At 33.9% G+C, this 22,437-nt stretch carries 30 protein-coding genes; 28 read left to right on the top strand and 2 right to left on the bottom strand.

Annotated elements, in window-relative coordinates; genetic code table 11:
- Positions 1-17: 17 nt before the first annotated feature.
- The 17 genes from rplX to rplQ all read left to right on the top strand — a co-directional run bounded on the left by rplX (position 18) and on the right by rplQ (position 8,620).
- A complete protein-coding gene (rplX, locus tag JHL15_RS00930; protein WP_179469468.1) occupies positions 18-344 on the top strand; it encodes a 50S ribosomal protein L24 in 327 nt (108 codons plus the stop codon).
- A gap of 13 nt (positions 345-357) precedes the next feature.
- Positions 358-909: a 50S ribosomal protein L5 gene (gene rplE / locus JHL15_RS00925; RefSeq protein ID WP_200241613.1), complete on the top strand. Its 552-nt coding sequence runs from the start codon at positions 358-360 to the stop codon at positions 907-909.
- Positions 910-912: 3 nt separating this feature from the next.
- Complete coding sequence (gene rpsN / locus JHL15_RS00920; protein WP_027387207.1) at positions 913-1,182, top strand: 30S ribosomal protein S14; 270 nt, start codon at positions 913-915, stop codon at positions 1,180-1,182.
- 144 nt (positions 1,183-1,326) lie between these two features.
- On the top strand, positions 1,327-1,725 hold the full coding sequence (rpsH, locus tag JHL15_RS00915) for a 30S ribosomal protein S8 (RefSeq protein WP_089028771.1): 399 nt from the start codon (positions 1,327-1,329) through the stop codon (positions 1,723-1,725).
- A gap of 17 nt (positions 1,726-1,742) precedes the next feature.
- Complete coding sequence (gene rplF, locus JHL15_RS00910; protein WP_200241612.1) at positions 1,743-2,288, top strand: 50S ribosomal protein L6; 546 nt, start codon at positions 1,743-1,745, stop codon at positions 2,286-2,288.
- A gap of 14 nt (positions 2,289-2,302) precedes the next feature.
- Complete coding sequence (rplR, locus tag JHL15_RS00905; protein WP_172284525.1) at positions 2,303-2,656, top strand: 50S ribosomal protein L18; 354 nt, start codon at positions 2,303-2,305, stop codon at positions 2,654-2,656.
- Between the two features lie 19 nt (positions 2,657-2,675).
- Complete coding sequence (gene rpsE / locus JHL15_RS00900) at positions 2,676-3,197, top strand: 30S ribosomal protein S5 (protein WP_200241611.1); 522 nt, start codon at positions 2,676-2,678, stop codon at positions 3,195-3,197.
- A gap of 10 nt (positions 3,198-3,207) precedes the next feature.
- Positions 3,208-3,384: a 50S ribosomal protein L30 gene (rpmD, locus tag JHL15_RS00895; protein ID WP_007839493.1), complete on the top strand. Its 177-nt coding sequence runs from the start codon at positions 3,208-3,210 to the stop codon at positions 3,382-3,384.
- A gap of 18 nt (positions 3,385-3,402) precedes the next feature.
- Positions 3,403-3,852, top strand: a complete 450-nt coding sequence (rplO, locus tag JHL15_RS00890; protein ID WP_089028775.1) for a 50S ribosomal protein L15 — start codon at positions 3,403-3,405, stop codon at positions 3,850-3,852.
- 9 nt (positions 3,853-3,861) lie between these two features.
- Positions 3,862-5,241 carry a preprotein translocase subunit SecY gene (secY, locus tag JHL15_RS00885; RefSeq protein ID WP_089028776.1) on the top strand — a complete coding sequence of 460 codons (1,380 nt, stop codon included), beginning with the start codon at positions 3,862-3,864 and terminating at the stop codon, positions 5,239-5,241.
- 3 nt (positions 5,242-5,244) lie between these two features.
- Positions 5,245-5,460: a translation initiation factor IF-1 gene (gene infA, locus JHL15_RS00880; RefSeq protein WP_047401287.1), complete on the top strand. Its 216-nt coding sequence runs from the start codon at positions 5,245-5,247 to the stop codon at positions 5,458-5,460.
- 63 nt (positions 5,461-5,523) lie between these two features.
- Positions 5,524-5,640 (top strand): 50S ribosomal protein L36, encoded by a 117-nt coding sequence (gene rpmJ / locus JHL15_RS00875; RefSeq protein ID WP_007839480.1) that lies wholly within the window; start codon positions 5,524-5,526, stop codon positions 5,638-5,640.
- Between the two features lie 9 nt (positions 5,641-5,649).
- Entirely contained in the window at positions 5,650-6,027 is a 378-nt protein-coding gene (gene rpsM / locus JHL15_RS00870; protein WP_002983260.1) for a 30S ribosomal protein S13, read from the top strand.
- Positions 6,028-6,039: 12 nt separating this feature from the next.
- The gene (gene rpsK, locus JHL15_RS00865; protein ID WP_200241610.1) at positions 6,040-6,429 is read left to right on the top strand and encodes a 30S ribosomal protein S11; all 390 of its coding nucleotides are present in this window, start codon (positions 6,040-6,042) and stop codon (positions 6,427-6,429) included.
- 19 nt (positions 6,430-6,448) lie between these two features.
- Complete coding sequence (gene rpsD / locus JHL15_RS00860) at positions 6,449-7,057, top strand: 30S ribosomal protein S4 (protein ID WP_200241609.1); 609 nt, start codon at positions 6,449-6,451, stop codon at positions 7,055-7,057.
- Positions 7,058-7,090: 33 nt separating this feature from the next.
- Positions 7,091-8,086: a DNA-directed RNA polymerase subunit alpha gene (locus JHL15_RS00855; RefSeq protein WP_089028779.1), complete on the top strand. Its 996-nt coding sequence runs from the start codon at positions 7,091-7,093 to the stop codon at positions 8,084-8,086.
- A 6-nt stretch (positions 8,087-8,092) separates the two neighbouring features.
- Entirely contained in the window at positions 8,093-8,620 is a 528-nt protein-coding gene (gene rplQ, locus JHL15_RS00850; protein ID WP_200241608.1) for a 50S ribosomal protein L17, read from the top strand.
- 148 nt (positions 8,621-8,768) lie between these two features.
- Here rplQ and JHL15_RS00845 read toward each other — a convergent pair whose 3' ends face one another.
- Positions 8,769-9,197 carry a hypothetical protein gene (locus JHL15_RS00845; RefSeq protein WP_200241606.1) on the bottom strand — a complete coding sequence of 143 codons (429 nt, stop codon included), beginning with the start codon at positions 9,195-9,197 and terminating at the stop codon, positions 8,769-8,771.
- A gap of 174 nt (positions 9,198-9,371) precedes the next feature.
- On the opposite strand from JHL15_RS00845, the gene JHL15_RS00840 reads away from it, so the two are divergent.
- The 11 genes from JHL15_RS00840 to JHL15_RS00790 all read left to right on the top strand — a co-directional run bounded on the left by JHL15_RS00840 (position 9,372) and on the right by JHL15_RS00790 (position 22,047).
- Positions 9,372-11,234, top strand: a complete 1,863-nt coding sequence (locus tag JHL15_RS00840; protein WP_200241604.1) for a glycoside hydrolase family 35 protein — start codon at positions 9,372-9,374, stop codon at positions 11,232-11,234.
- Positions 11,235-11,366: 132 nt separating this feature from the next.
- The gene (locus JHL15_RS00835; RefSeq protein ID WP_200241602.1) at positions 11,367-11,999 is read left to right on the top strand and encodes a response regulator transcription factor; all 633 of its coding nucleotides are present in this window, start codon (positions 11,367-11,369) and stop codon (positions 11,997-11,999) included.
- A gap of 5 nt (positions 12,000-12,004) precedes the next feature.
- Positions 12,005-12,853 (top strand): hypothetical protein, encoded by an 849-nt coding sequence (locus JHL15_RS00830; RefSeq protein ID WP_200241600.1) that lies wholly within the window; start codon positions 12,005-12,007, stop codon positions 12,851-12,853.
- 618 nt (positions 12,854-13,471) lie between these two features.
- Positions 13,472-14,260: a sensor histidine kinase gene (locus JHL15_RS00825; RefSeq protein WP_200241598.1), complete on the top strand. Its 789-nt coding sequence runs from the start codon at positions 13,472-13,474 to the stop codon at positions 14,258-14,260.
- A gap of 115 nt (positions 14,261-14,375) precedes the next feature.
- On the top strand, positions 14,376-14,702 hold the full coding sequence (locus JHL15_RS00820; RefSeq protein ID WP_200241596.1) for a hypothetical protein: 327 nt from the start codon (positions 14,376-14,378) through the stop codon (positions 14,700-14,702).
- 17 nt (positions 14,703-14,719) lie between these two features.
- Positions 14,720-14,920 carry a hypothetical protein gene (locus JHL15_RS00815; protein WP_200241595.1) on the top strand — a complete coding sequence of 67 codons (201 nt, stop codon included), beginning with the start codon at positions 14,720-14,722 and terminating at the stop codon, positions 14,918-14,920.
- The gene (locus JHL15_RS00810; protein WP_200241592.1) at positions 14,920-15,501 is read left to right on the top strand and encodes a hypothetical protein; all 582 of its coding nucleotides are present in this window, start codon (positions 14,920-14,922) and stop codon (positions 15,499-15,501) included. The genes JHL15_RS00815 and JHL15_RS00810 overlap by 1 nt, the downstream gene beginning before the upstream one ends.
- A 209-nt stretch (positions 15,502-15,710) precedes the next feature.
- On the top strand, positions 15,711-17,003 hold the full coding sequence (eno, locus tag JHL15_RS00805) for a phosphopyruvate hydratase (protein WP_200241590.1): 1,293 nt from the start codon (positions 15,711-15,713) through the stop codon (positions 17,001-17,003).
- A gap of 84 nt (positions 17,004-17,087) precedes the next feature.
- On the top strand, positions 17,088-18,374 hold the full coding sequence (locus JHL15_RS00800; RefSeq protein ID WP_200241587.1) for a citrate synthase: 1,287 nt from the start codon (positions 17,088-17,090) through the stop codon (positions 18,372-18,374).
- 165 nt (positions 18,375-18,539) lie between these two features.
- Positions 18,540-19,601, top strand: coding sequence for a helix-turn-helix domain-containing protein (locus JHL15_RS00795; protein ID WP_200241585.1), 1,062 nt, complete (start codon positions 18,540-18,542; stop codon positions 19,599-19,601).
- A gap of 79 nt (positions 19,602-19,680) precedes the next feature.
- Positions 19,681-22,047: a TonB-dependent receptor domain-containing protein gene (locus JHL15_RS00790; RefSeq protein WP_234047657.1), complete on the top strand. Its 2,367-nt coding sequence runs from the start codon at positions 19,681-19,683 to the stop codon at positions 22,045-22,047.
- Positions 22,048-22,084: 37 nt separating this feature from the next.
- Here the strand turns inward: JHL15_RS00790 and JHL15_RS00785 are convergent, their stop codons facing one another.
- On the bottom strand, positions 22,085-22,249 hold the full coding sequence (locus tag JHL15_RS00785) for a hypothetical protein (protein ID WP_200241583.1): 165 nt from the start codon (positions 22,247-22,249) through the stop codon (positions 22,085-22,087).
- Positions 22,250-22,437: the final 188 nt, after the last annotated feature.

Below are 22,437 nucleotides of genomic sequence, written 5' to 3'. Positions count from 1 at the left end.
AAAATTTTTAAAAGAAAATGTCAAAGTTAAAAATAAAAAGAGGAGATAACGTAATCATTACTACTGGTAAGAAAGATATCAAAGGTAAAACTGGTGAAGTTATTGAAGTGATCAAAAAAGAAGGAAAAGACCCTAGAGTAATCGTTGCAGGACTTAACATCATTAAGAAACACGTTAAGCCTTCAGCTTCAAATCCTCAAGGAGGAATCGTAGAAAGAGAAGCTTCTATTCATATCTCAAACATAGCTTTAGTTGGTAAAGACGGAAAAGCTGTAAAAGTAGGTTACAAAACTGAAGGAGATAAGAAAGTAAGAATCGACAAAAAAACGGGTGAAACTTTATAATTTTAAATAACACATGGAATATATAGCAAGACCCAAGAAAGCATATAAAGAAACAATTGTTCCTGCAATGATGGAAGAATTTGGGTACAAATCTGTAATGCAGGTACCTAAATTGGAAAAAATCATCCTATCTCAAGGATTAGGTGATGCTACTGCAGACAAAAAGATCATTGATTATGCTGTAGAAGAACTTACGAACATTACTGGTCAAAAAGCAGTAGGTACGATTTCTAAGAAAGACGAAGCTGCTTTCAAATTGAGAAAAGGAATGCCTGTAGGAGCTAAAGTTACTTTAAGAGCTAGTAAAATGTATGAATTCTTAGACAGACTTACAGCTTCAGCTTTACCACGTATTAGAGATTTTTCTGGTATCAAAGCTGATGGTTTCGATGGTAGAGGTAATTATAACTTAGGTATTACTGAGCAAATTATCTTCCCTGAGATCGTAATCGACAAAGTGAAAAAAATCCAAGGGATGGACATCACTTTCGTTACAACTGCGAAAACAGATAAAGAAGCGAAAGCATTATTAACTCACTTCGGTTTACCATTTAAAAAGAACTAAGAAATGGCTAAAGAATCAATGAAAGCGCGTGAGCGCAAAAGAGAAGCACTAGTTGCTAAATACGCTGACAAAAGAAAAGCTTTAAAAGAAGCAGGTGATTACGAAGGACTTCAAAAATTACCAAAAAATGCTTCTCCTGTAAGATTACACAACAGATGTAAACTAACAGGTAGACCAAGAGGATACATGAGAACGTTTGGTATTTCCAGAGTAACTTTCAGAGAAATGGCTAACAACGGACTTATCCCAGGAGTTAAAAAAGCTAGTTGGTAATAATTACTTAATAATCGGGACAATTAAGTTGTCGAGATACTAAAGAAAAAAAATATCAGACCTAAGATTTCTGAAGTCTGATATTTTAATCTTCAAGTCTTTTCAATACTGATTGTTCTTCAACCAATAATTTAAAATAGAAAAATGGTAACAGATCCAATTTCAGATTTCCTAACAAGAGTAAGGAACGCACAAAGCGCAGGCCACAAAGTGGTGGAAATTCCTGCATCGAAAATCAAAAAGGAGATTACGAAAATCTTATTTGATCAAGGGTATATCTTAAACTTCAAGTTTGAAGATAGCGCTGTTCAAGGGACAATCAAAATCGCTTTAAAGTATGACAAGCAAACTAACAAACCAGCTATCAAGTCTATTCAGAGAGCTTCAAGACCAGGTTTGAGACAGTACAAAGGTTCTGCTGAACTTCCTAGAGTACTAAACGGTTTGGGCGTAGCTATTATCTCTACTTCTAGAGGAGTAATGACAGATAAGAAAGCTAGAGAAGAGAAAGTAGGCGGTGAAGTAATCTGCTATGTTTATTAATTTTTAATCAAAGGAAAATGTCAAGAATTGGTAAAGCAATTATAACAATTCCTGCTGGAGTTACAATCACTGAAAATGAAGGTGTAGTAACTGTAAAAGGTCCTAAGGGAGAACTTTCTCAGGAGCTTACAGAAGGAATTACTTTAGAACAAAAAGATGGAGAACTGAATGTAAACAGACCATCTGATTCTAAACAACACAGAGCGCTTCACGGTTTATACAGAGCGTTAATCAACAACATGATTGTTGGTGTATCTGCAGGTTTCGAAAAGAAACTAGAACTAGTAGGGGTAGGATATAGAGCTTCTCACTCAGGTCAAAAACTTGAGTTGGCTTTAGGATTCTCTCACGGTATTATATTAGAACTTCCTGGTGAAGTTAAAATTGATACATTGACTGAAAAAGGTAAAAACCCAATTATTACTTTAACGTCTTACGACAAGCAACTTCTTGGAATGGTAGCTGCAAAGATCCGTTCATTCAGAAAGCCTGAGCCGTACAAAGGAAAAGGTGTGAGATTCGTTGGTGAAAATGTTAGACGTAAAGCTGGTAAATCTGCTTAATAAATTATAAGAAAATGGCATTAAGTAAATTAGAAAAAAGAATAAGAATAAAAAGAAGAGTAAGAGGAAAAATCTCTGGATCTTCTGAATTGCCAAGATTATCGGTATATAAGAGTAATAAGGAAATTTACGCTCAGTTAATCGACGATAAAGATGGTAAAACTTTAGTAGCTGCTTCTTCAAGAGAGAAAGGAGTAGATGCTAATGGTACTAAGATTGAAGTTTCTGCTGCTGTTGGTAAAGCTATCGCTGCTAAAGCTATCGCTGCAGGAATTGAAAATATTGTGTTTGATAGAAACGGTTTCGTATACCATGGAAGAGTGAAAGCTCTAGCTGATGGTGCGAGAGAAGGTGGACTTAAATTCTAATCATTAAATTTCGGAAAATATGTTAGGACTAGATAATATAGAAAGAGTAAAACCGGGAGGATTAGAATTAAAAGATCGTCTCGTTGCTGTAAACAGAGTAACAAAAGTAACTAAAGGTGGTAGAGCTTTCGGGTTCTCTGCAATTGTAGTTGTTGGAAATGAAGATGGAATTATTGGTTACGGATTAGGAAAATCTAAAGAAGTTGCTTCTGCAATTGCTAAGGCAGTTGAAGATGCTAAGAAAAATCTTGTGAAAGTTCCTGTAATGAACCACACAATTCCTCACCAAACTGCTGCTAGATACGGTGGTGCAGATATCTTCTTAAGACCTGCTTCTCACGGTACAGGACTTATCGCCGGTGGTGCGGTAAGAGCGGTATTGGAATCTGCTGGTATTCACGATATCCTTTCAAAATCTAAAGGATCTTCTAACCCTCACAACGTTGTGAAAGCTACTTTCAAAGCATTGTTAGATATCAGAAGACCTGAAGAAATTGCAAGAATGAGAGGAGTTTCTTTAACTAAAGTGTTTAACGGTTAATAATAAAACAATGGCAACAATTAAAGTAAAGCAAGTAAGAAGCGCTATTGGAAGAACAAAAACCCAAAAGAGAACGCTTGAAGCATTAGGATTTAAGAAACTTCACCAAGTTGTAGAGCACGAAGCTACGCCTTCTATTTTAGGGATGATAGCTGCAGTTAGTCATTTACTTGAAGTTCAAAAATAATTTTAAAAAGAAATTAAAATGAATTTAAACAACATAAAACCTGCTGCAGGTTCTACTTTTAGTTCAAAAAGAATTGGTAGAGGACAAGGTAGTGGAAAAGGAGGTACTTCTACAAAAGGACATAAAGGTCAGAAAGCTAGAGCTGGTTATTCTCAGAAAATCGGTTTCGAAGGTGGTCAGATGCCTTTACAAAGAAGATTACCTAAATTCGGTTTCAAAAATGTAAACAGAAAAGAGTTTAGAGCTATTAACTTGGATTCTATTCAGACTTTAATAGAAAATAAATCTATCACTGGAGATATTACTAAAGAAGTTTTGGTAGCAAACGGTTTAGCAACTAAAAACGAAATAGTGAAAATTATGGGTAGAGGTGAATTGAAATCTGCGGTTTCAATCTCTGCTGACAAATTCACTAAATCTGCTGAAGAGCTTATCGCTAAAGCAGGTGGAAAAGCAATTACATTATAATAGTAACTAATGAAAGAATTTATACAAACCCTCAAAAATATTTGGAGCCTTAAAGAATTAAGAGATAAAATTATCTTCACTTTAGGTATTATCCTTGTGTATAGATTCGCATCTTATATCTCTCTACCTGCAATTAACCTTGCACAAGTAGGAGATCTCTTAGAGCATTATAAAAGTCAAGGCGGTAACAAGCAAGGAGCAGGTCTCCTTGGCTTGCTTTCGTCGTTTACAGGGGGGGCTTTCAGCCACGCTTCTGTAATGGCACTAGGTATAATGCCTTATATTTCAGCTTCTATTATTGTTCAGTTGATGGGGATGGCAATTCCTTATCTTCAGAAACTTCAGAAAGATGGAGAGTCAGGTAGAAATACATTGAATCAAATTACTAGATGGTTAACGATCGGAGTTTGTTTAGTACAGGCACCTTCTTATTTAACTTCTATTACTCAGTTATTTTTACCATATGCTCAGTTCCAGTCTGCATACTATGTAGAGCCAAATTCTATCATGTTCTGGTTACCAAGTATTGTTATTTTGGTTGCCGGTTCGGTATTTGCAATGTGGCTAGGTGAGAAAATTACTGACAAAGGAATCGGAAATGGTATTTCTATCCTTATTATGGTTGGTATCTTATCTAGATTACCTGAAGCATTTGTACAGGAAATGGCCGTGCAGAACGGAAAAGGAGGGATGGGATCTATTATGATCCTTATTGAGGTGATATTCTGGATGTTGGTGGTTCTTTTAGCAGTAGTATTATCTGTTGCTGTGAGAAAGATTCCAATTCAATATGTAAGCAGAGCACAAGCAAGAGGAGGTGTAAATAAAAATCTTATGCAGGGAGCAAGACAATGGATCCCATTGAAAGTTAATGCTGCTGGAGTTATGCCAATCATCTTTGCTCAGGCATTGATGTTCGTACCAGGTTTATTAACGAAATTTGACGAATCCAATACTTTTCTTGCAGGTTTCAAGAATGTTTTTAGCTGGCAATACAATGTATTGTTCGCATTGCTGATTATAATCTTTTCATTTTTCTATACTGCGATTACAATTCCGGTTAACCAAATGGCCGATGATCTAAAGAGAAACGGAGGTTTAGTACCGAAAGTAAGACCAGGAAAAGAGACCGCTGATTATTTAGATGATATTTTATCAAAAATAACCTTGCCAGGTGCAATATTTTTGTCTATCTTTGCAATCCTTCCGGCAATTGTACACGGAAGCTTAGTTCAGACAGATGCGTTCGCCTTATTTTTCGGGGGAACGTCACTATTGATTATGGTTGGAGTTATTTTAGATACTGTTCAACAGATTAATACATATCTGCTGAACCATCATTATGATGGCTTAATGCAGTCTAAATTATCAAGAACGACTGGATATTAATTTATGGCGAAACAAAAACATATTGAACAAGACGGCGTTATTACGGAAGCACTTTCGAACGCTCAGTTCCGTGTAGAACTAGAAAATGGGCATATGCTTATTGCTCATATTTCTGGAAAAATGAGAATGCATTATATTAAACTTTTACCTGGTGATAAGGTAAAACTAGAAATGTCTCCCTATGATTTGACAAAAGGGAGAATTACATTTAGATATTAAACAAACGCCAAATGGAGTCTACGGGTTTCCATTTGGCTATTGTTAAAAAATAAATACTATCAAATGAAAGTTAGAGCATCAATTAAGAAAAGAAGCGCTGATTGCAAAATTGTACGCAGAAAAGGTGTACTTTTTGTGATCAACAAAAAGAACCCAAAATTTAAACAAAGACAAGGCTAATATTAAATTATGGCGAGAATTGCAGGTATTGATTTACCAAAAAACAAAAGAGGCGTTATCGGTTTAACTTATATTTATGGGGTGGGAAGAAGTACTTCTTCTGAAATCCTTAAAGCTGCCGGTATCAGCGAAGACAAGAAAGTCAACGAATGGAATGACGATGAATTGGCTGCAATTAGAACTTATATTTCTGAAAACGTAAAAGTAGAAGGAGAATTGAGATCTGAAGTGCAATTGAACATCAAGAGATTGATGGACATAGGATGCCAACGAGGAATACGTCACAGACTAGGACTACCTTTAAGAGGCCAGAGAACGAAAAACAACTCTAGAACCCGTAAAGGAAAGAGAAAAACTGTTGCTAACAAGAAAAAGGCAAGTAAATAATCGTTAGGAATTATGGCAAAACAAACTAAAGTAGTTAAAAAAAGAAAAGTAAAAGTTGAAGCTATTGGTGAAGCGCATATTCAAGCTTCTTTCAATAACATCATCATTTCTTTAACAAATAAAAACGGAGAAGTTATCTCTTGGGCATCTGCCGGTAAAATGGGATTCAGAGGTTCTAAAAAGAATACTCCATTTGCTGCTCAAATGGCAGCAGAAAATTGCTCTAACGTTGCTCACGAAGCTGGGTTAAGAAGAGTAAAGGTGTTTGTGAAAGGTCCAGGTGCAGGTAGAGAATCTGCAATCAGAACTATTCACAATTCAGGAATTGAAGTTAGCGAAATCATTGATGTGACTCCTATGCCGCACAATGGATGTAGACCACCAAAAAGAAGAAGAGTTTAATTTTTAGAATTTACCCATTATGGCAAGATATATTGGACCTAAAACTAAGATTGCTAGAAAGTTTGGTGCTGCAATCTACGGAGATGATAAAAACTTCGAAAAGAGAAAAAACCAACCGCCAGGACAACATGGTCCTAACAAGAGAAGAGGTGCTAAAAAATCAGAATATGCAGTTCAGTTAGCTGAAAAACAAAAAGCTAAATATACTTATGGTATTTTAGAAAGACAGTTTGCAAACTTATTCGATAAAGCACACAGAAGTAAAGGTGTAACAGGGGAAGTTCTATTACAACTTTGCGAATCTAGATTGGATAACGTAGTATACAGATTAGGTTTTTCTAAAACCAGAGCTGGAGCTAGACAATTGGTTTCTCACAGACACATCACTGTGAATGGAGAACTGGTAAATATTCCATCTTATTTGCTTAAAGCTGGTGATGTAATCGCTGTAAGAGAGAAGTCTAAATCTCTTGAAGTTGTTACTGATGCATTAGCTTATAAAGCAAACTATGAGTGGTTACAATTCAACGATGAGAAAAAAGAAGGTACTTTCGTATCTGCACCTGATAGAATCCAAATTCCGGAGGAAATCAAGGAACAGCTTATCGTCGAACTTTACTCTAAATAATTTTTTAATCAAATTTTTGCTCAACCCAATAATATGGCAATTTTACAATTCATAAAACCCGATAAAGTAATTTTACTTAACTCTGATGAATTTAAAGGTCAATTTGAATTCAGACCTTTAGAACCAGGTTTCGGGCTTACAATAGGTAATGCTTTGAGAAGAGTGTTGCTTTCTTCTCTGGAAGGATATGCTATTTCATCTATCAAAATAGAAGGTGTAGAGCACGAATTTTCAACTATTCCAGGAGTAATCGAAGATGTTACTGAAATTATTCTTAACCTTAAACAGGTGAGATTAAAATCTACAGCAGAAAACCAGTCTAATGAGCAGGTTGTTGCTAAGGTTTCAGGACAAACGATTATTACTGCTGGAGATTTAGGTAAATCAATCAACGGATTTGAGATCTTGAATCCTGAGTTGGTAATTTGTAACCTAAACAGTGATGTAACTTTCGAAATTACTTTCAATGTAGAAAAAGGTAGAGGGTATGTTCCTTCTGAACAAAATAAGTCAAACAATGCACCTGTAGGTACTATTGCTATTGACTCTATTTTTACGCCAATTAAGAAAGTACAATACAGTATTGAAAATTATCGTGTAGAGCAAAAAACAGACTACGAAAAACTTGTATTAGATATAGAAACTGATGGTTCCATCAGCCCTCAAAACGCTTTAACAGAAGCTTCTAAGATATTAATTTATCACTTCATGTTGTTCTCTGATGAGAGAATCACTCTTGAAACTGAAGCTGTAAAAGCATCTATCCAATACGATGAAGAAACTCTTCATACTAGACAACTTCTTAAATCTAAATTAGCAGATATGGATCTTTCAGTGAGAGCTCTAAACTGTTTGAAGGCTGCAGAAGTTGAAACGTTAGGAGAATTAGTTTCTTACAGTAAGTCTGATTTGATGAAATTCAGAAATTTTGGTAAAAAATCTTTGACAGAACTAGAAGAATTAGTGCATTCAAAAGGTCTTAACTTCGGTTTCGACGTTGCAAAATATAAGTTAGACGCTGATAAATAATTAATAATGAGACACGGTAAAAAATTCAATCACTTAGGAAGAACAGCTTCTCATAGAAGTGCTTTACTTTCTAATATGGCTTGTTCTCTAATTGAGCATAAAAGAATCAACACTACTGTAGCTAAAGCGAAAGCTTTAAGAGTATATGTTGAGCCCCTATTAACAAAAGCAAAAGAAGATACTACACATAACAGAAGAATTGTTTTTTCATATCTTCAAAGTAAAGAAGCAGTAACTGAACTATTCAGATCAGTAGCTCCTAAAATCGCTGAAAGAAATGGCGGTTATACAAGAATCATCAAAACTGGTTTCAGACAAGGTGATGCTGCTGATATGGCTCTTATCGAGCTAGTAGACTTCAATGAGCTTTACAATCCTAATGCTGAAGAGAAAAAGACTACAAGAAGAAGTAGAAGAGCTACAACTGCTAAGAAAGTAGAAGCTGTAGTTGCTGATGCTCCTGTAGTAGAAGAAAAAGTTGAAGAGCCTACGGCAGAAGCAACTGATTCTACAGAGGAAAAAACTGAAGAATAATATTCATTCAGATATATATAAAAAGCCGTTCAGATTTCTGAACGGCTTTTTTGTTTTGTAACCCGAATTATAGGAATAGTTTTTTGTAATACTCGTAAATAGTCAATATCCTCGCGGATTAACCTCGAAACCCGTATCTCGAAACTCTCTAGATTTTCGTTCTCTTCAATTCAATTACATTATTTCCTTGTTCAAGGTGTAAACTATCTCCTTTTACCCTTGCAGTCATATCATCTTTCTTATAGATAGTTTCCCCATCTTTAGTTTCTGTTTTTGGAAGTGTAAAGGTCTTTTTATTACTGGTGATAGCAACAGTACTTTCTTTTGGATCATTTTTGAAAACTACTTTTACCAAGGCTCCATCTGTTGCTTTATAAACAAAATCAGTCTTTTCATACCTTTTTCCATTCACATCAACTATTGTAGAGCTGGCAGAAGCCGAATCTATTTTGCCATTATTATCTGTAACTACTGAACTATCAGTTTTAATAATACTTTTATTTCCACCTTCAGCCTTTTTGCAACTTATCAATGATAAGGCAGTCAATCCAACTGCTACCAGAATTCCTTTTTTCATGTTGATTATTTTTTAATACGTTTTAATTATTTCTTTATGGTTAGAAAAATTTATTTAAATTTAGTAAAAACAAAAAACAAACCAATAGTTTCGAATCCAAATATTCGTGAAAGAGAGAAAAAGCAAGCTTCTACGAATACTTAAATCAAACTAGAGATTTCCAAAAAATACCTGATGAAAAGTCTAATTAAATTCCTCTACTTCATTTTTATACTGTGTACTAATCTGATATTGGCACAACAGCCAAACAAATCTTTTGAAATTAAAGATGGTCATTTTTGGCTTAATGGAAATCAGTTTTCCATTTATTCTGGAGAGATGCATTATCCCAGGATACCTGTGCAGTATTGGAAACATAGGCTTGAAATGATGAAGGCAATGGGCCTTAATACAGTTACTACTTATGTTTTTTGGAACTATCATGAAGAATCACCTGGGAAATGGAACTTCTCCGGTGAAAAAGATCTGCAGAAATTCATTAAAACAGCTCAGGAAGTTGGGCTGTACGTTATTATACGTCCGGGACCTTATGTTTGTGCAGAGTGGGAATTCGGGGGATATCCATGGTGGCTTCTTAAAGATAAGGATTTAGAAATCAGATCTGATAATAAGGCCTTTCTTGAACAATGTGAGAAATATATTAATCAACTTGCCAAACAGATTATTCCATTGCAGATCAATAATGGAGGTCCGGTTATTATGGTACAGGCGGAAAATGAATTTGGATCCTATGTTGCACAGCGAAAAGATATTGCATTGGAGAAACACAGAATATATAGCCATAAAATAAAAGATCTGATCATAAAGTCCGGAATTACGGTTCCTCTTTTTACTTCTGATGGGAGTTCACTCTTCAAAGGAGGAAGCATTGAGGGAGCTTTGCCTACAGCAAATGGTGAAGACAATATAGAGGTATTGAAAAAAACGGTCAATGAATACAATAATGGTAAAGGCCCCTATATGGTGGCTGAGTATTATCCAGGTTGGCTTGATCATTGGGCAGAACCTTTTGTTAAAGTTTCTACTGAGGATGTTGTTAAGCAGACAAAAGCATATCTTGAAAATGGAATTTCCTTTAATTATTATATGATTCACGGGGGAACAAATTTTGGATTTACCAGTGGGGCTAATTATGACAAGGACCATGATATACAACCTGATATTACGAGTTACGATTATGATGCTCCCATAAGTGAAGCAGGATGGGCAACTCCTAAATATATTGCTTTACGGGATATATTCCAGGCAAGAAGTAAAGAAAAATTTATAGAAGTCCCTAAATCCGTTAAAATAATTACCTTTTCAAACGCGGAATTTTACAAATCTATATCCCTCTTTGATTTAATCGATGACAAAAAGAAGATTAAAGGGGATCAGCTATTGACTTTTGAAGAACTTAATACGGGGCATGGATATGTTCTGTATCGAAGAAAGTTTGATAAAGATCAACAGGGAAAATTAGAAATCAATGGATTGAGAGATTATGCGACGATTTATATAAATGGAACAAAAATAGGAGAGCTTAACCGGTACTTTAAAAAATATGATCTTGATATAAAAATTAAAGCTGGGGATGTTCTGGATATTCTTGTTGAAAATATGGGAAGAATTAATTATGGATCTGAAATAATACATAATTTCAAAGGAATCATCAGTCCGGTAATGATCAGCGGTATTGAAATTAAAGGGAATTGGGAAATGTTTCCGTTTCCATTTGATCATATGGTCGCATTCAAAGATCAAAGGAAAAAAACTATAGCTGGAGTTCCTGTTGTAAAAGAAGCTTTGTTTACATTGAAAGAAACAGGAGATACTTTTCTTGATATGCGGGATTTTGGAAAAGGGAGTGTTTTCGTAAATGGGAAAAATATAGGGAGATATTGGAGTAAAGTAGGTCCACAGCTTACTTTATATGTTCCTGGAGTCTGGTTAAAGAAAGGAGAAAATGTTATTCAGGTTTTCGATCAGATTAATGATCATCCTGTATCCAAAATAAGTGGTATTAATAAACCTATTCTTGATCAGTTGGTTAAGTAATGAAAATTGATTAATTTTAAGAAGAACAAAAAACAAACTAATAACCCGGAACTTAAATTTTAAAATTACACAAAAGTGTAATTGATTCTACTTTGTTTTCTGTTGAAATTTGTCATTAACAAAATAACGGACATGAGCATTTCCATAGCCATAGTAGAAGATGAGAAAAACTACAACAATGCGTTGAAGAAGGTCATCAATTATCAAACTGACATGAAAGTGATCGCTCAGTTCTTTGATGGCAATGAAGCATTAAACAATCTACCAAAAATTTCTCCGGATGTGGTAATGATGGATATTCAGTTGCAAGATATGCTGGGAATTGAAATCATCGAAAAGGTACGGAAAGATATGCCCGATACTCAGTTTATCATGTGTACCAGCTTTGAAGATGATGAAAAGATTTTTAACTCTCTTAAAGCGGGAGCAATGGGATATCTTATTAAAGGAGAAAGCATGGATAAAATTCTCACCTCTATCCGTGATGTATATAACGGAGGAGCTCCCATGAGCTTTTCTATTGCAAGAAGAGTTTTAAATCATTTCGAAAAGAAAACTACAGAAGTAAAAGGATACGACGAATTAACCAATCGGGAAAAGGAAATTCTTGAACTTCTTTCACGTGGCTTGTTATACAAAGAAATTGCAGATCAGAAATGCATAAGCATGGATACCGTAAAAAAACACGTCGGAAACATCTACAGAAAATTACATGTAAGCAATAAAGTAGAAGCTATCAATAAATTTAACCATTTTAAAAACTAAAAACCATGAAAACAAAATTTATTATTTTAATCTTGGCATTGATTACACTGTCAGGATGTTGTAAAAAAGCAGATCAGCAATCTCCCAAACAGGAGGAGTCAATTGGTGGTCCTAAACAGATAAAAATACCAAAAGCCACAGCTGCTGAAATGAAAACAAATTTTGGTGCAACCAAAAAGCTATTGAATGATGCAGGAATAAAAACCTTTGACAGCTTTCAATTAAATCTTACCGCCCTTGAAAATATGCTTTGGATTGAAAATGAAACTGGAGATGAGCCCTTGTTTGATGAGATTAGAATTTATTTCATCCAATATCTGAAAAAAGATAATTTAAATTATAAAGATTTGGATCCTTTTGATAATGCCCTCTACATGGTTTATTCAAAAACTAAAAATGGAGTTGATATCCCCAATTATTATGCAGTTTTTTCTCTCAACAAAAAAGTTGAAATTAAGCCGGAAGATTTTAAAAAAATGAAAGAGAATTATCAAAAGAATATTAAGCCAATAATTAATCAAAGAGTAAAAGACAGCACAAAAATAAATACTGATTATGTGAAAATACCTAGAGAAGAACTTTATAATCACTATGGAAAAATAAAGCTCTATGACACCATGAATGCCAATACGGTTAAAAAAGTTGGCTTTATGAATATTTGTTTATCCGAAGCTTTGGACTATAAAAAGGATAAGGACTTTAATAATATTAGGGAGTTGCAGCTTTTGGATCAGAAAAAATATATGCCTGGCCAGCTAACGGTCATTTTTGATGTGGATGATAGTAGCTCTCTTACTATAGATAATTTATCAAGTTATGATATGAACTCTCTATGTCCACAACAATGTCCTTAAATAGAATTTATGAAATTGTTGTTTTGATTAGTTTTTTGTATTCATTATATCTGTGGATTTTTAATGCGAAATCAAAACAACAATTTTACTTTTATATCTATCTACTTTTTGTAATGTTAGTAGATATTATTCCAGTAAATTTTCCATATTTAATAGAATTTAATAGGAATATCTTGTTTGCTTGTTATATTCTCTTTTCAATGGTTTATTTTGGAACAATTTATTACCAAAAAATAAAGAGTAAAAGTTTTAGAATTTTAACCATTATAGTGGTAGCTTCTTTAATATTTCTAAACATCTATAAAATCCAAAATCAAGAAATGGAACAGCTCAGCTTCATTCTAGTAATAAGTCTTCCTGTTTTGTTTATTTATCTTTCAATATTTTGGTATTCGTATAGGTTGCAGAATGTTGATGAATCTAGAATGACTCATAATTTTTTATTTTGGATTAGTTCAGGTCTTCTTATTTGGTCTGTATTCTTTATTTTTAGAGCTATACCCATGTATTTTTTAGAGGAAAATGATCCAAAGCTTCTTAGTTTTTTAATTACAACTTTTTCTGTTGTTAATATAATCACCTATTTATTTTTTTTAATAGGTTTAGTATTTGTTAAAAATGAAAGAACTTCCTAACGAGCTTAAGATTACCTATATAATTACTATTGCTATAATGATGTTCTTTGTGGCATTCATCATTTTTGTGGTATTAATGTACAATAGAAAACAGCTCTTATATCTCAAAGAAAAACAGCTTAAAGAAGCAGAACATCAAAATCAATTGCTTCAAAAAGAACTTGAAAAACAAAAATCAATAGAATTAGAACGGGAAAGGATTTCTCATGATATGCACGATGATCTGGGAGCAGGAATTTCTGCACTTAAACTGCAAGCTGAATTTTTAAAACAAAAAGCAAAAGAGAATGATCTGAAGAGCGATATTGATGAGTTGTTGAAAACCTCAGAAGAAATGAATATTTCTATGCGTGAGATGCTTTGGAACCTGAATTCTGGAAACGATACTTTAGGAAGTTTAATTGGCTATACAAAAATTTATGCTGAAAATTTCTTGAGAAAAACAACGATAGCGTTGATAGTAAAAGAGCAGAACATAATTTCAGATAGACCAGTTTCAGCGGAAGTAAGAAGAAATATATTTTTGTGTTTAAAAGAATCACTAAATAATGCTTATAAACATAGTCAGGCATCCGAATTAAATCTTTCATTTTTACAAAATAATAATGAATTCACTATAGTGATTTCTGACAATGGAATTGGCATTCGTAAAGATGTAGTTGAAGGAAATGGCCTTCGAAATATGAAACGGAGAATGAAGGAATTGAATGGGGAATGCAAAATTGTACCTACAGAAAAAGGAACAGAATTACTTTTTAAAGTAAAGATATGATGTGTATGAAAATTAGCATGGTACTTGTTGTGATTATGTTTATTACAATCACCCTTTTGTGTAATTGACTTGAGTCTTTTTTAGTGAGAAATTTGATACAATAAAACTCACGATCATGAAAACTACAATTAATAACAGTTTTGAAGATTTCAAACAAACTTTAAGCAACAACAATAAATTACAGCAGGAATTTAGAGATAATCCTATTCAGGCTGTAAACAGTATTGAAGTAAAGAACCCAAAAGAAACAGATACCTGGATATATAGAATTATCGTCTTAATGTTTGGGCTTGCCATCATTGGTATAATAACAGGATTGATCGTACTTTCTCTACACGAGAATGTTAAACTAAATGAACAGTTAATTACAATTTTCACTGCAATTTCATCTGGAGCAATTGGGGCATTAGCCGGACTTCTTGCTCCTTCACCCAACAAATAAAAATAAAAACAAAAGTCATGAAAACGATCACAAACTATTTATTAGACTGGAATATCAGCTCTAAAAAAGGAAAGGTCATCTTAAAATTTAAAGATGCAGCATCTGAGGAAATTATGGATGATTTAGATTACGAAACTTTCAGTGCATTAGCACATGTACTTGGAAAAGGCAAAGCCAAATATGACCCAACGGATAACTCAATTTTTAATGTAATGTGATGAAAAATATATTTTTAGTTTTAGGAATTGCCCTATTGTTTACTTCTTGTAGTAATCTGCATAAGGCAACATTAGAAGAGCTGAAAAATACGACTTCAAATTATCAGATGTCGTATGATGCGATGCGAAGAGGGGCAATAGTAAGTATCAAACCAGATGGGAAGATCAACAAAATATTATCCGAAGTACAACCAGATGCAGCTATTGCCAGAACTACGGACATAACAAGTAAGCTGATGGGTAAACTGAGTTCCGGAGATAGTGTCTCTGCAGAACAAATGACCAAAATAACAGAGAGCCTGTCTAAACTTGGTGAGAGGACTGCTCCGGTAAATATGCTTAGAGATGCATTGTATAGATTGGAAGAACACTGTATTAATTTTGAAGAGCAATGCAAAGGAGAGTTATATTGGAATAGTTTTAATAACATTGTTAATAGTATCACCGCACTTCAAGGCAAAATTTCGGAAACGGCAAAAGAAGAAGCTGATAAAGCAAAGGCTCAGGCTGAAGAAGAAAAAGCTAAAACTTTAAGAACACTGACGCCAGAAGAGCGAAAAAAATATGACTTAACTCAGTGAGTTCAATGATGAAAATCAGTTGTTATGCAACACATTTTTAAATTCTCCAAAATGTACTTAAAATTTTGGAGAATTTTATGTTTTATTACCAAATATTAAAGTCTAGTTTTTTCATGACACTAATTTTTTCATTAAATTTGTGACTCAAGTATATTAATAAATAATAAACAACCAGATGCACTTCTGCAGATGGTTTAAACAGAAAAATTATGAGTTACATTTCTTACATTGAAGCAAGACAAATTTTGGATTCAAGAGGGAATCCTACAGTTGAAGTGGATGTATTCACGGAAAATGGTGCAATGGGACGTGCTGCGGTACCTTCCGGAGCTTCTACAGGAGAACATGAAGCAGTAGAATTGCGTGATGGTGGTTCAGAATATTTGGGGAAGGGTGTCCTTAAGGCTGTTGAAAATGTAAGAGAAGTAATTGCTCCTGAATTAGTAGGTCTTCCAGTATATGATCAGAATCTTTTGGATCAGATCATGATCGACCTTGATGGGACTAAAAATAAAGGAAATCTTGGGGCAAACGCTATTCTTGGAGTTTCATTGGCAGCAGCAAAAGCAGCAGCAACGGAACTGAGAATGCCTTTATATAAATATGTTGGGGGTGTAAATGCAAATACACTTCCTGTTCCTATGATGAATGTAATCAATGGTGGTTCTCACTCAGATGCACCAATTGCATTCCAGGAATTTATGATCATGCCGGTAAAAGCAGATTCTTTCTCTCATGCATTGAGAAAAGGAACTGAAATTTTCCACAGTTTAAAATCTATCCTGCATTCAAGAGGTTTATCTACGGCAGTAGGTGATGAAGGAGGTTTTGCTCCTACATTCAGCGGAACTGAAGATGCTTTGGATACTTTGCTTCAGGCTATTGAAAAGGCAGGTTACAAGCCAGGTGATGATATTATGTTAGCATTAGACTGTGCTGCTTCAGAATTTTACAAAGATGGAATCTATGATTACAGAAAATTCCAGACTCCTGATGCTGCTCAGTTTACAAGCAGCGAGCAGGTTTCTTACTTAGCTGAATTGGCTGCTAAATACCCAATTATTTCTATTGAGGATGGTATGCAGGAAAATGACTGGGAAGGTTGGAAAATGTTAACCGATAAAATCGGAGATAGAGTTCAATTGGTAGGAGATGATTTATTTGTAACAAACGTTGAAAGATTAGCAAGAGGTGTTAAAGAAGGAATTGCTAATTCAATCCTTGTAAAAGTAAACCAGATTGGTTCTCTTTCAGAAACTATGGATGCTGTACAAATGGCTCAGCACAATAAGTTCACCTCGGTAATGTCTCACAGATCTGGAGAAACAGAAGATTCTACAATTGCTGATTTAGCAGTAGCAATGAATTGCGGACAAATCAAAACAGGTTCAGCTTCAAGATCAGATAGAATGGCTAAATACAACCAGTTATTGAGAATTGAAGAAGCATTAGGTGAAACTGCTATTTTCCCAGGATTAGAAGCATTTAAAATCAAAAGATAATTGAAAATATAAATGACGGCAAACGATAATTTGTTTGCTGTTTTTTTATTGAATTTTAGTAAATTTAAAAAAAATAAATAAATAATGTCAGACAACAAAGTTATATTGAATTACGACGGTAATTCGTATGAATATCCTATCGTGGATAGTACTATCGGAGACAGAGGGATAGATATTTCAAAATTAAGAGACCAAACTGGTCTGATCACCCTGGATTTAGGTTATAAAAATACTGGAGCTACAATTAGCGATATCACTTATTTAGATGGAGATCAAGGAGAATTACTTTATAGAGGATATCCAATCGAACAGATTGCTGAAAAATCCAATTTTACTGAAGTAATGTATCTTTTATTACATGGAGAATTACCTAATAAAGATCAATACGGTTCTTTCGAAAACAATATCAAAAAATATAACTTCATCGCAGACGAAATGAAAAAAATCATTGATGTTTTTCCTCGTTCTGCTCACCCTATGGGAGTTTTATCTTCTTTAACTTCTGCATTAACTGCTTTTAACCCTAAAGCTGTTAACGTAAATTCTAAAGAAGAAATGGATCATGCTGCTGAATTAATGATTGCTAAATTCTCTCACCTTTGTGCTTGGACTTACAGAAAAACTCAGGGATTACCTATTAATCATGGTGACAACAGCTTAAACTATGTAGAGAACTTCTACAAAATGGCTTTCAGACTACCAAACGAACAGTTTGAAATAGATCCAGTAGTTGTAGGTGCTTTAGATAAATTATTAATTTTACACGCAGATCACGAACAAAACTGTTCTACTTCTACAGTGAGAATGGTAGGTTCTGCACATACAGGACTTTTCGCATCTATTTCTGCAGGTGTTTCTGCACTTTGGGGACCACTTCACGGTGGGGCTAATCAGGCAGTAATTGAAATGCTTGAACTTATTGATAAAGATGGAGGTGATGTATCTAAGTATGTTGCTAAAGCAAAAGATAAAAATGACAGCTTCCGTCTAATGGGATTCGGACACAGAGTTTACAAAAACTTCGACCCAAGAGCAAAAATTATCAAAAAAGCTGCTGATGACATCCTTAATGCATTAGGAATTCAGGATAAAGCTTTGGATATTGCAATGCAATTAGAAAGAGTAGCTCTTGAAGACGACTACTTCATCGAAAGAAAATTATATCCAAACGTAGATTTCTATTCAGGAATCATCTACAGAGCGTTAGGAATTCCTACTGAAATGTTTACAGTAATGTTTGCATTAGGAAGACTTCCAGGATGGATTTCTCAGTGGAAAGAAATGAGATTGAAAGGAGATCCAATCGGAAGACCAAGACAGGTATACCAAGGAGCTCAACAAAGAGACTATATCGATATGGTAAACAGATAAGAACTGTTTCAATGATAAAAAAAATCCCAAAGTAAGCTTTGGGATTTTTTTATGCAAAGTTTTTACCGAATCAGATTATTTAACATCGAAAAAAATTTAAGTAATTATCTAAAATTGAATATCAAAAATTTGTTATTTTTACTAAGTATAAAAAACTAGTATACAATGACTTTCGGGCAACAAATGTTATTCTTCTTTAGTGCAGTGGGAGCTTTCAATGGGCTTTTGCTTGGGGTATATCTTTTGTTTGTTAAAAAGCTTAAATACATTCCTGATTTCTTCTTAGGATTAATTTTATTAACCTTAAGCATCAGGGTTGGAATATCCGTTTGCATTTATTTTTATCCGGATTTACCACGAATTATTCCTCACCTGGGCCTGGCAGCCCTGTTTTTTACGGGTCCTGCCTTGTATTACTATATCAGGTCATCCTTTTTACAGGAGCATTTCATTCTTAAAAACTGTAGACGCTCGTTCGGCATTCTGACATTAATCTTAGGAGCTGTTGGTCTTTTATATTTATTTTTTCCTGTTACCTGGGATACTTATTATGGAACCTTTATTTATACGGTTTGGACAATTTTCGTCTTTTGGTCTGTTTACGAATATTATACTTTATCAAAGAAGTATGCAGAGAAACCTAATAAATTTATTCTACCAGTTTTAATTAGCAATACGATCATATTTTTAGCTTATCAGTTAATTGCCACAGGATGGGTTCAAATTTATTGTGCAGGAGGAAGTCTCGTATTCTCATTTGTTTTGTATGCTAATTTTTTGATTTTATTTAATAAAAAGTATCGTTTGAGCGAGACGAAGGAATTAAACAGATATTCCAATAAAAAAATATCCGATGAACGGGCAGATGGCTTTGTCTCCAAACTCGAAAGACTAATGAATTCTGAAGAACTGTATAAAAATCCAAATTTAAAATTAAATGATCTGGCTACAAGGATGAATATTTCATCTCATCAGCTCTCTCAATTATTAAATGATAATCTTGAAAAAAGTTTTTCTACCTACATCAATGAATATCGAATCAATGAAGCATGTGAAATAATTGAAAACGGATCTTATCTGAAGATTGAAGAGATTGGCTATGAAGTAGGATTTAATTCTAAATCAACATTCTTTTCAACGTTTAAGAAAATAAAAAATACAACACCCCTTTTGTACCGTCAGTCGCAAATGCCTTCTGAAAGGGAACTTCAAAGTTCAAATTTATAATTTCGCACTTCGGAATTTAAACTTCAAAACCCTATTTCTTTTCTCCGGATCTACTTTTGGTTCATAAAAATTAAGATTTATGAGCTTCAGATTATGGACTTTAATTATGTTGTTGTTTTTATCTTTTTTTGCTGCCAATGCACAGACAACAATCAATGGTAAAATACTGGATACAGAAACAAAAACAGAACTGTCTCAAGTTGAAATTTCACTTTTCAGCATTCCGGGTAATAAATTAATTCAAAAGACAATAACAGACTCTTTAGGTAAATTTCAGTTTGGAGATCGTGGGCAAGGTGTCTTTCTTGAAGCTAAAAAAGGGGGATACGAAACTAAAAGATTAGATAAGATCACTGGGATTTTTACAATTGAAATGACGCCTGTAAGTAAAGCTATTGATGAAGTAGTTATTCAATCAAGACCTCGAAATATAAAATTAAATGATGGAAATAGGATAATGACTGTTGCAGGGAATAAGGATTTTAAAACTTCTACACATATTCTCGAAGTATTACGAAAAACACCAGGTGTAACAGTTGATCCGGAAGATGGTATTTTCATTGGAGGAAGAATAAGCCCAGCAATATTTGTTGATGGAAAACCTCTTGTAATGAGCCCTCAGGAAATCCAGGCCTACTTGAGATCCTTGTCACCAGAAATGGTTGAATCTATTGAAGTAAATACGAATCCTTCTTCTAGGTATGATGCAGAATTCAAAGGGATTATAGATATCAGACTGAAAAAAAATGGAAATCTCGGTTGGAAAGGAGCTTATAACGGAAATGTTTCTGTTAACAGATTTAATTATCGTGAAAACTCTATTAACGGTTCATATAATACAGAAAAGATAGTATATCAAATGCAATTCGGATACAATGACGGAATTTCAACCTACCGATACAACGCATTACAGCGGCTTGCCAATACTAATGTGATGAGGACTAATACCTATCAAATAGATGAAGGAAAGGCTTATACTGCTCAAGCGGGAATTGATTATCGACTGAATGATAAGAATAGAATAGGGGTCAACTTGCGAGGTAATTTTAGAAATAATGATCGGATGAGAACAGGTTCTTTATATACTACAAATAAAGATGAGTCACAACTAGTCTTTAATACCGGCAGTGAAAACCCAACTGATTATAGACAGGATAACTATGGAATAACTACAGATTATTCCTTTAATAATAAAAATTTTAAACTTAACTTCTTGGGAAACTATCTTTTGGTGAGCAATAAACAGAAAGATGATTTTACGAATAAAGATTTGCCAACCTCTCAACTTTTGTCTTATTGGAAATCAGATTTATTTAATAAAATAAATATTTATGCAGCTCAAATTGATGCAAGTCAGAAAGTAAAAAATGCCAATTTTGAGATGGGAATAAAATATAGTGATACGCGTACGACTAATAATATCAGATATGATACCCTATCGGTAAATAATCAATTTGTTTTTGATCCCACACGAAGTAACATGTTTTCGTATAAAGAACAAATACTGGCTGGATATTTAGCTTATAGTCAAAAATTCGACAAATTTCAGATCAATGCCGGGATCAGGGTTGAGAATACAAAAAGTATTTCGAATGCGGTAAGCTCTGACTCTATAGTATCGAGAAATTATTTAAAATGGTTACCTTCCTTCAGTATCAATTATACATTTAATAAATCCAATGAATTGTCTCTTTCCTATAGTCGGAAAATTACCCGACCAGTATTTTCTCAACTCAATCCTTTCAGGTTTTATTTCAGCCCATTAAATTATTGGATTGGAAATCCTTATTTACAACCTTCATTTACCAGCCAAATCAAAGGAACTTATCGTTATAAAAATTGGATTGCGAGTTTAGCTATAGGAAAAGAAAGTGATGTAATGGTGCGATATCCGAGATATGATCCGAAGACCAATGTTTTAGAATACTTAGGAACAAATTTACCTTATAGAAATTTTGCTAACCTGGAGATTAGTTTCCCTCTTAAAATTACTAAGTGGTGGAATGTAAGTACACAACTTGTAGGATATTATAACTATGAGTTTCGTCCTTATCTTGATGAAGTATTCGCAATGAAGATTTATAATTATGAAGTAAGGCTTAATCAGGTATTTTCCTTGCCAGGAGGATATACTGTAAATCTTTTTGCCAACTATGAATCTAAAACGGGTAATAGCCTTTACATTATAAAACCAAGATATACTGTAGACCTTTCAATACAAAAATCATGGTTTGAGAACAGGCTAAATACCAAGATCAGTTACAATAACATTTTTGATTCGTATGATCAACGGTTGGTTTTCAGACATAAGCAGATTATTGATAATCAGTTTACCCATTGGTGGGACAGTCAAAGATTACTACTGGCAGTGAGTTATAATTTTGGTGGTTCAAAATATCAGGGGAAGGAAATTCAAAGATCAGAGGAAGAGATCAGGGCAAGATAAAATAAAACCTGCTAAGAATAGCAGGTTTAGTTGTTTATTAAGGACATACACAATTTCCGCAAGTCCAGATTCTACAGCTTCCATCGTCATTCCATTCGCAGCAGTATCTTGGTTTTGTAGGTCCTGCTCCTCCTTTAATTGATTTTTGTTCTTCTCTTCCTAATTTTTGTGCATTTTTTAGCACTGAAGCATTTTTGTTCATGATTTTGATTTTTTGATGTTAATGATTTAGTTTTAATTTCAATGAAATTATATCACTAAGATATGAATTCGATTTCATTTTTTGCAATAATTTTTTAACAATTGTAGATGATAGACAGTTGTTTATAGATTTTTTATTTCTCGAGTATTGTTTTAGAGGAGTCAATAATGGGATGATACTTTAATAGA

The sequence above is a fragment of the Chryseobacterium paridis genome (assembly GCF_016595215.1).
Lineage (GTDB): Bacteria > Bacteroidota > Bacteroidia > Flavobacteriales > Weeksellaceae > Chryseobacterium > Chryseobacterium paridis.
Note: the sequence above shows the minus strand (reverse complement) of the source record. Positions and strands in the feature narration are given on the sequence as shown.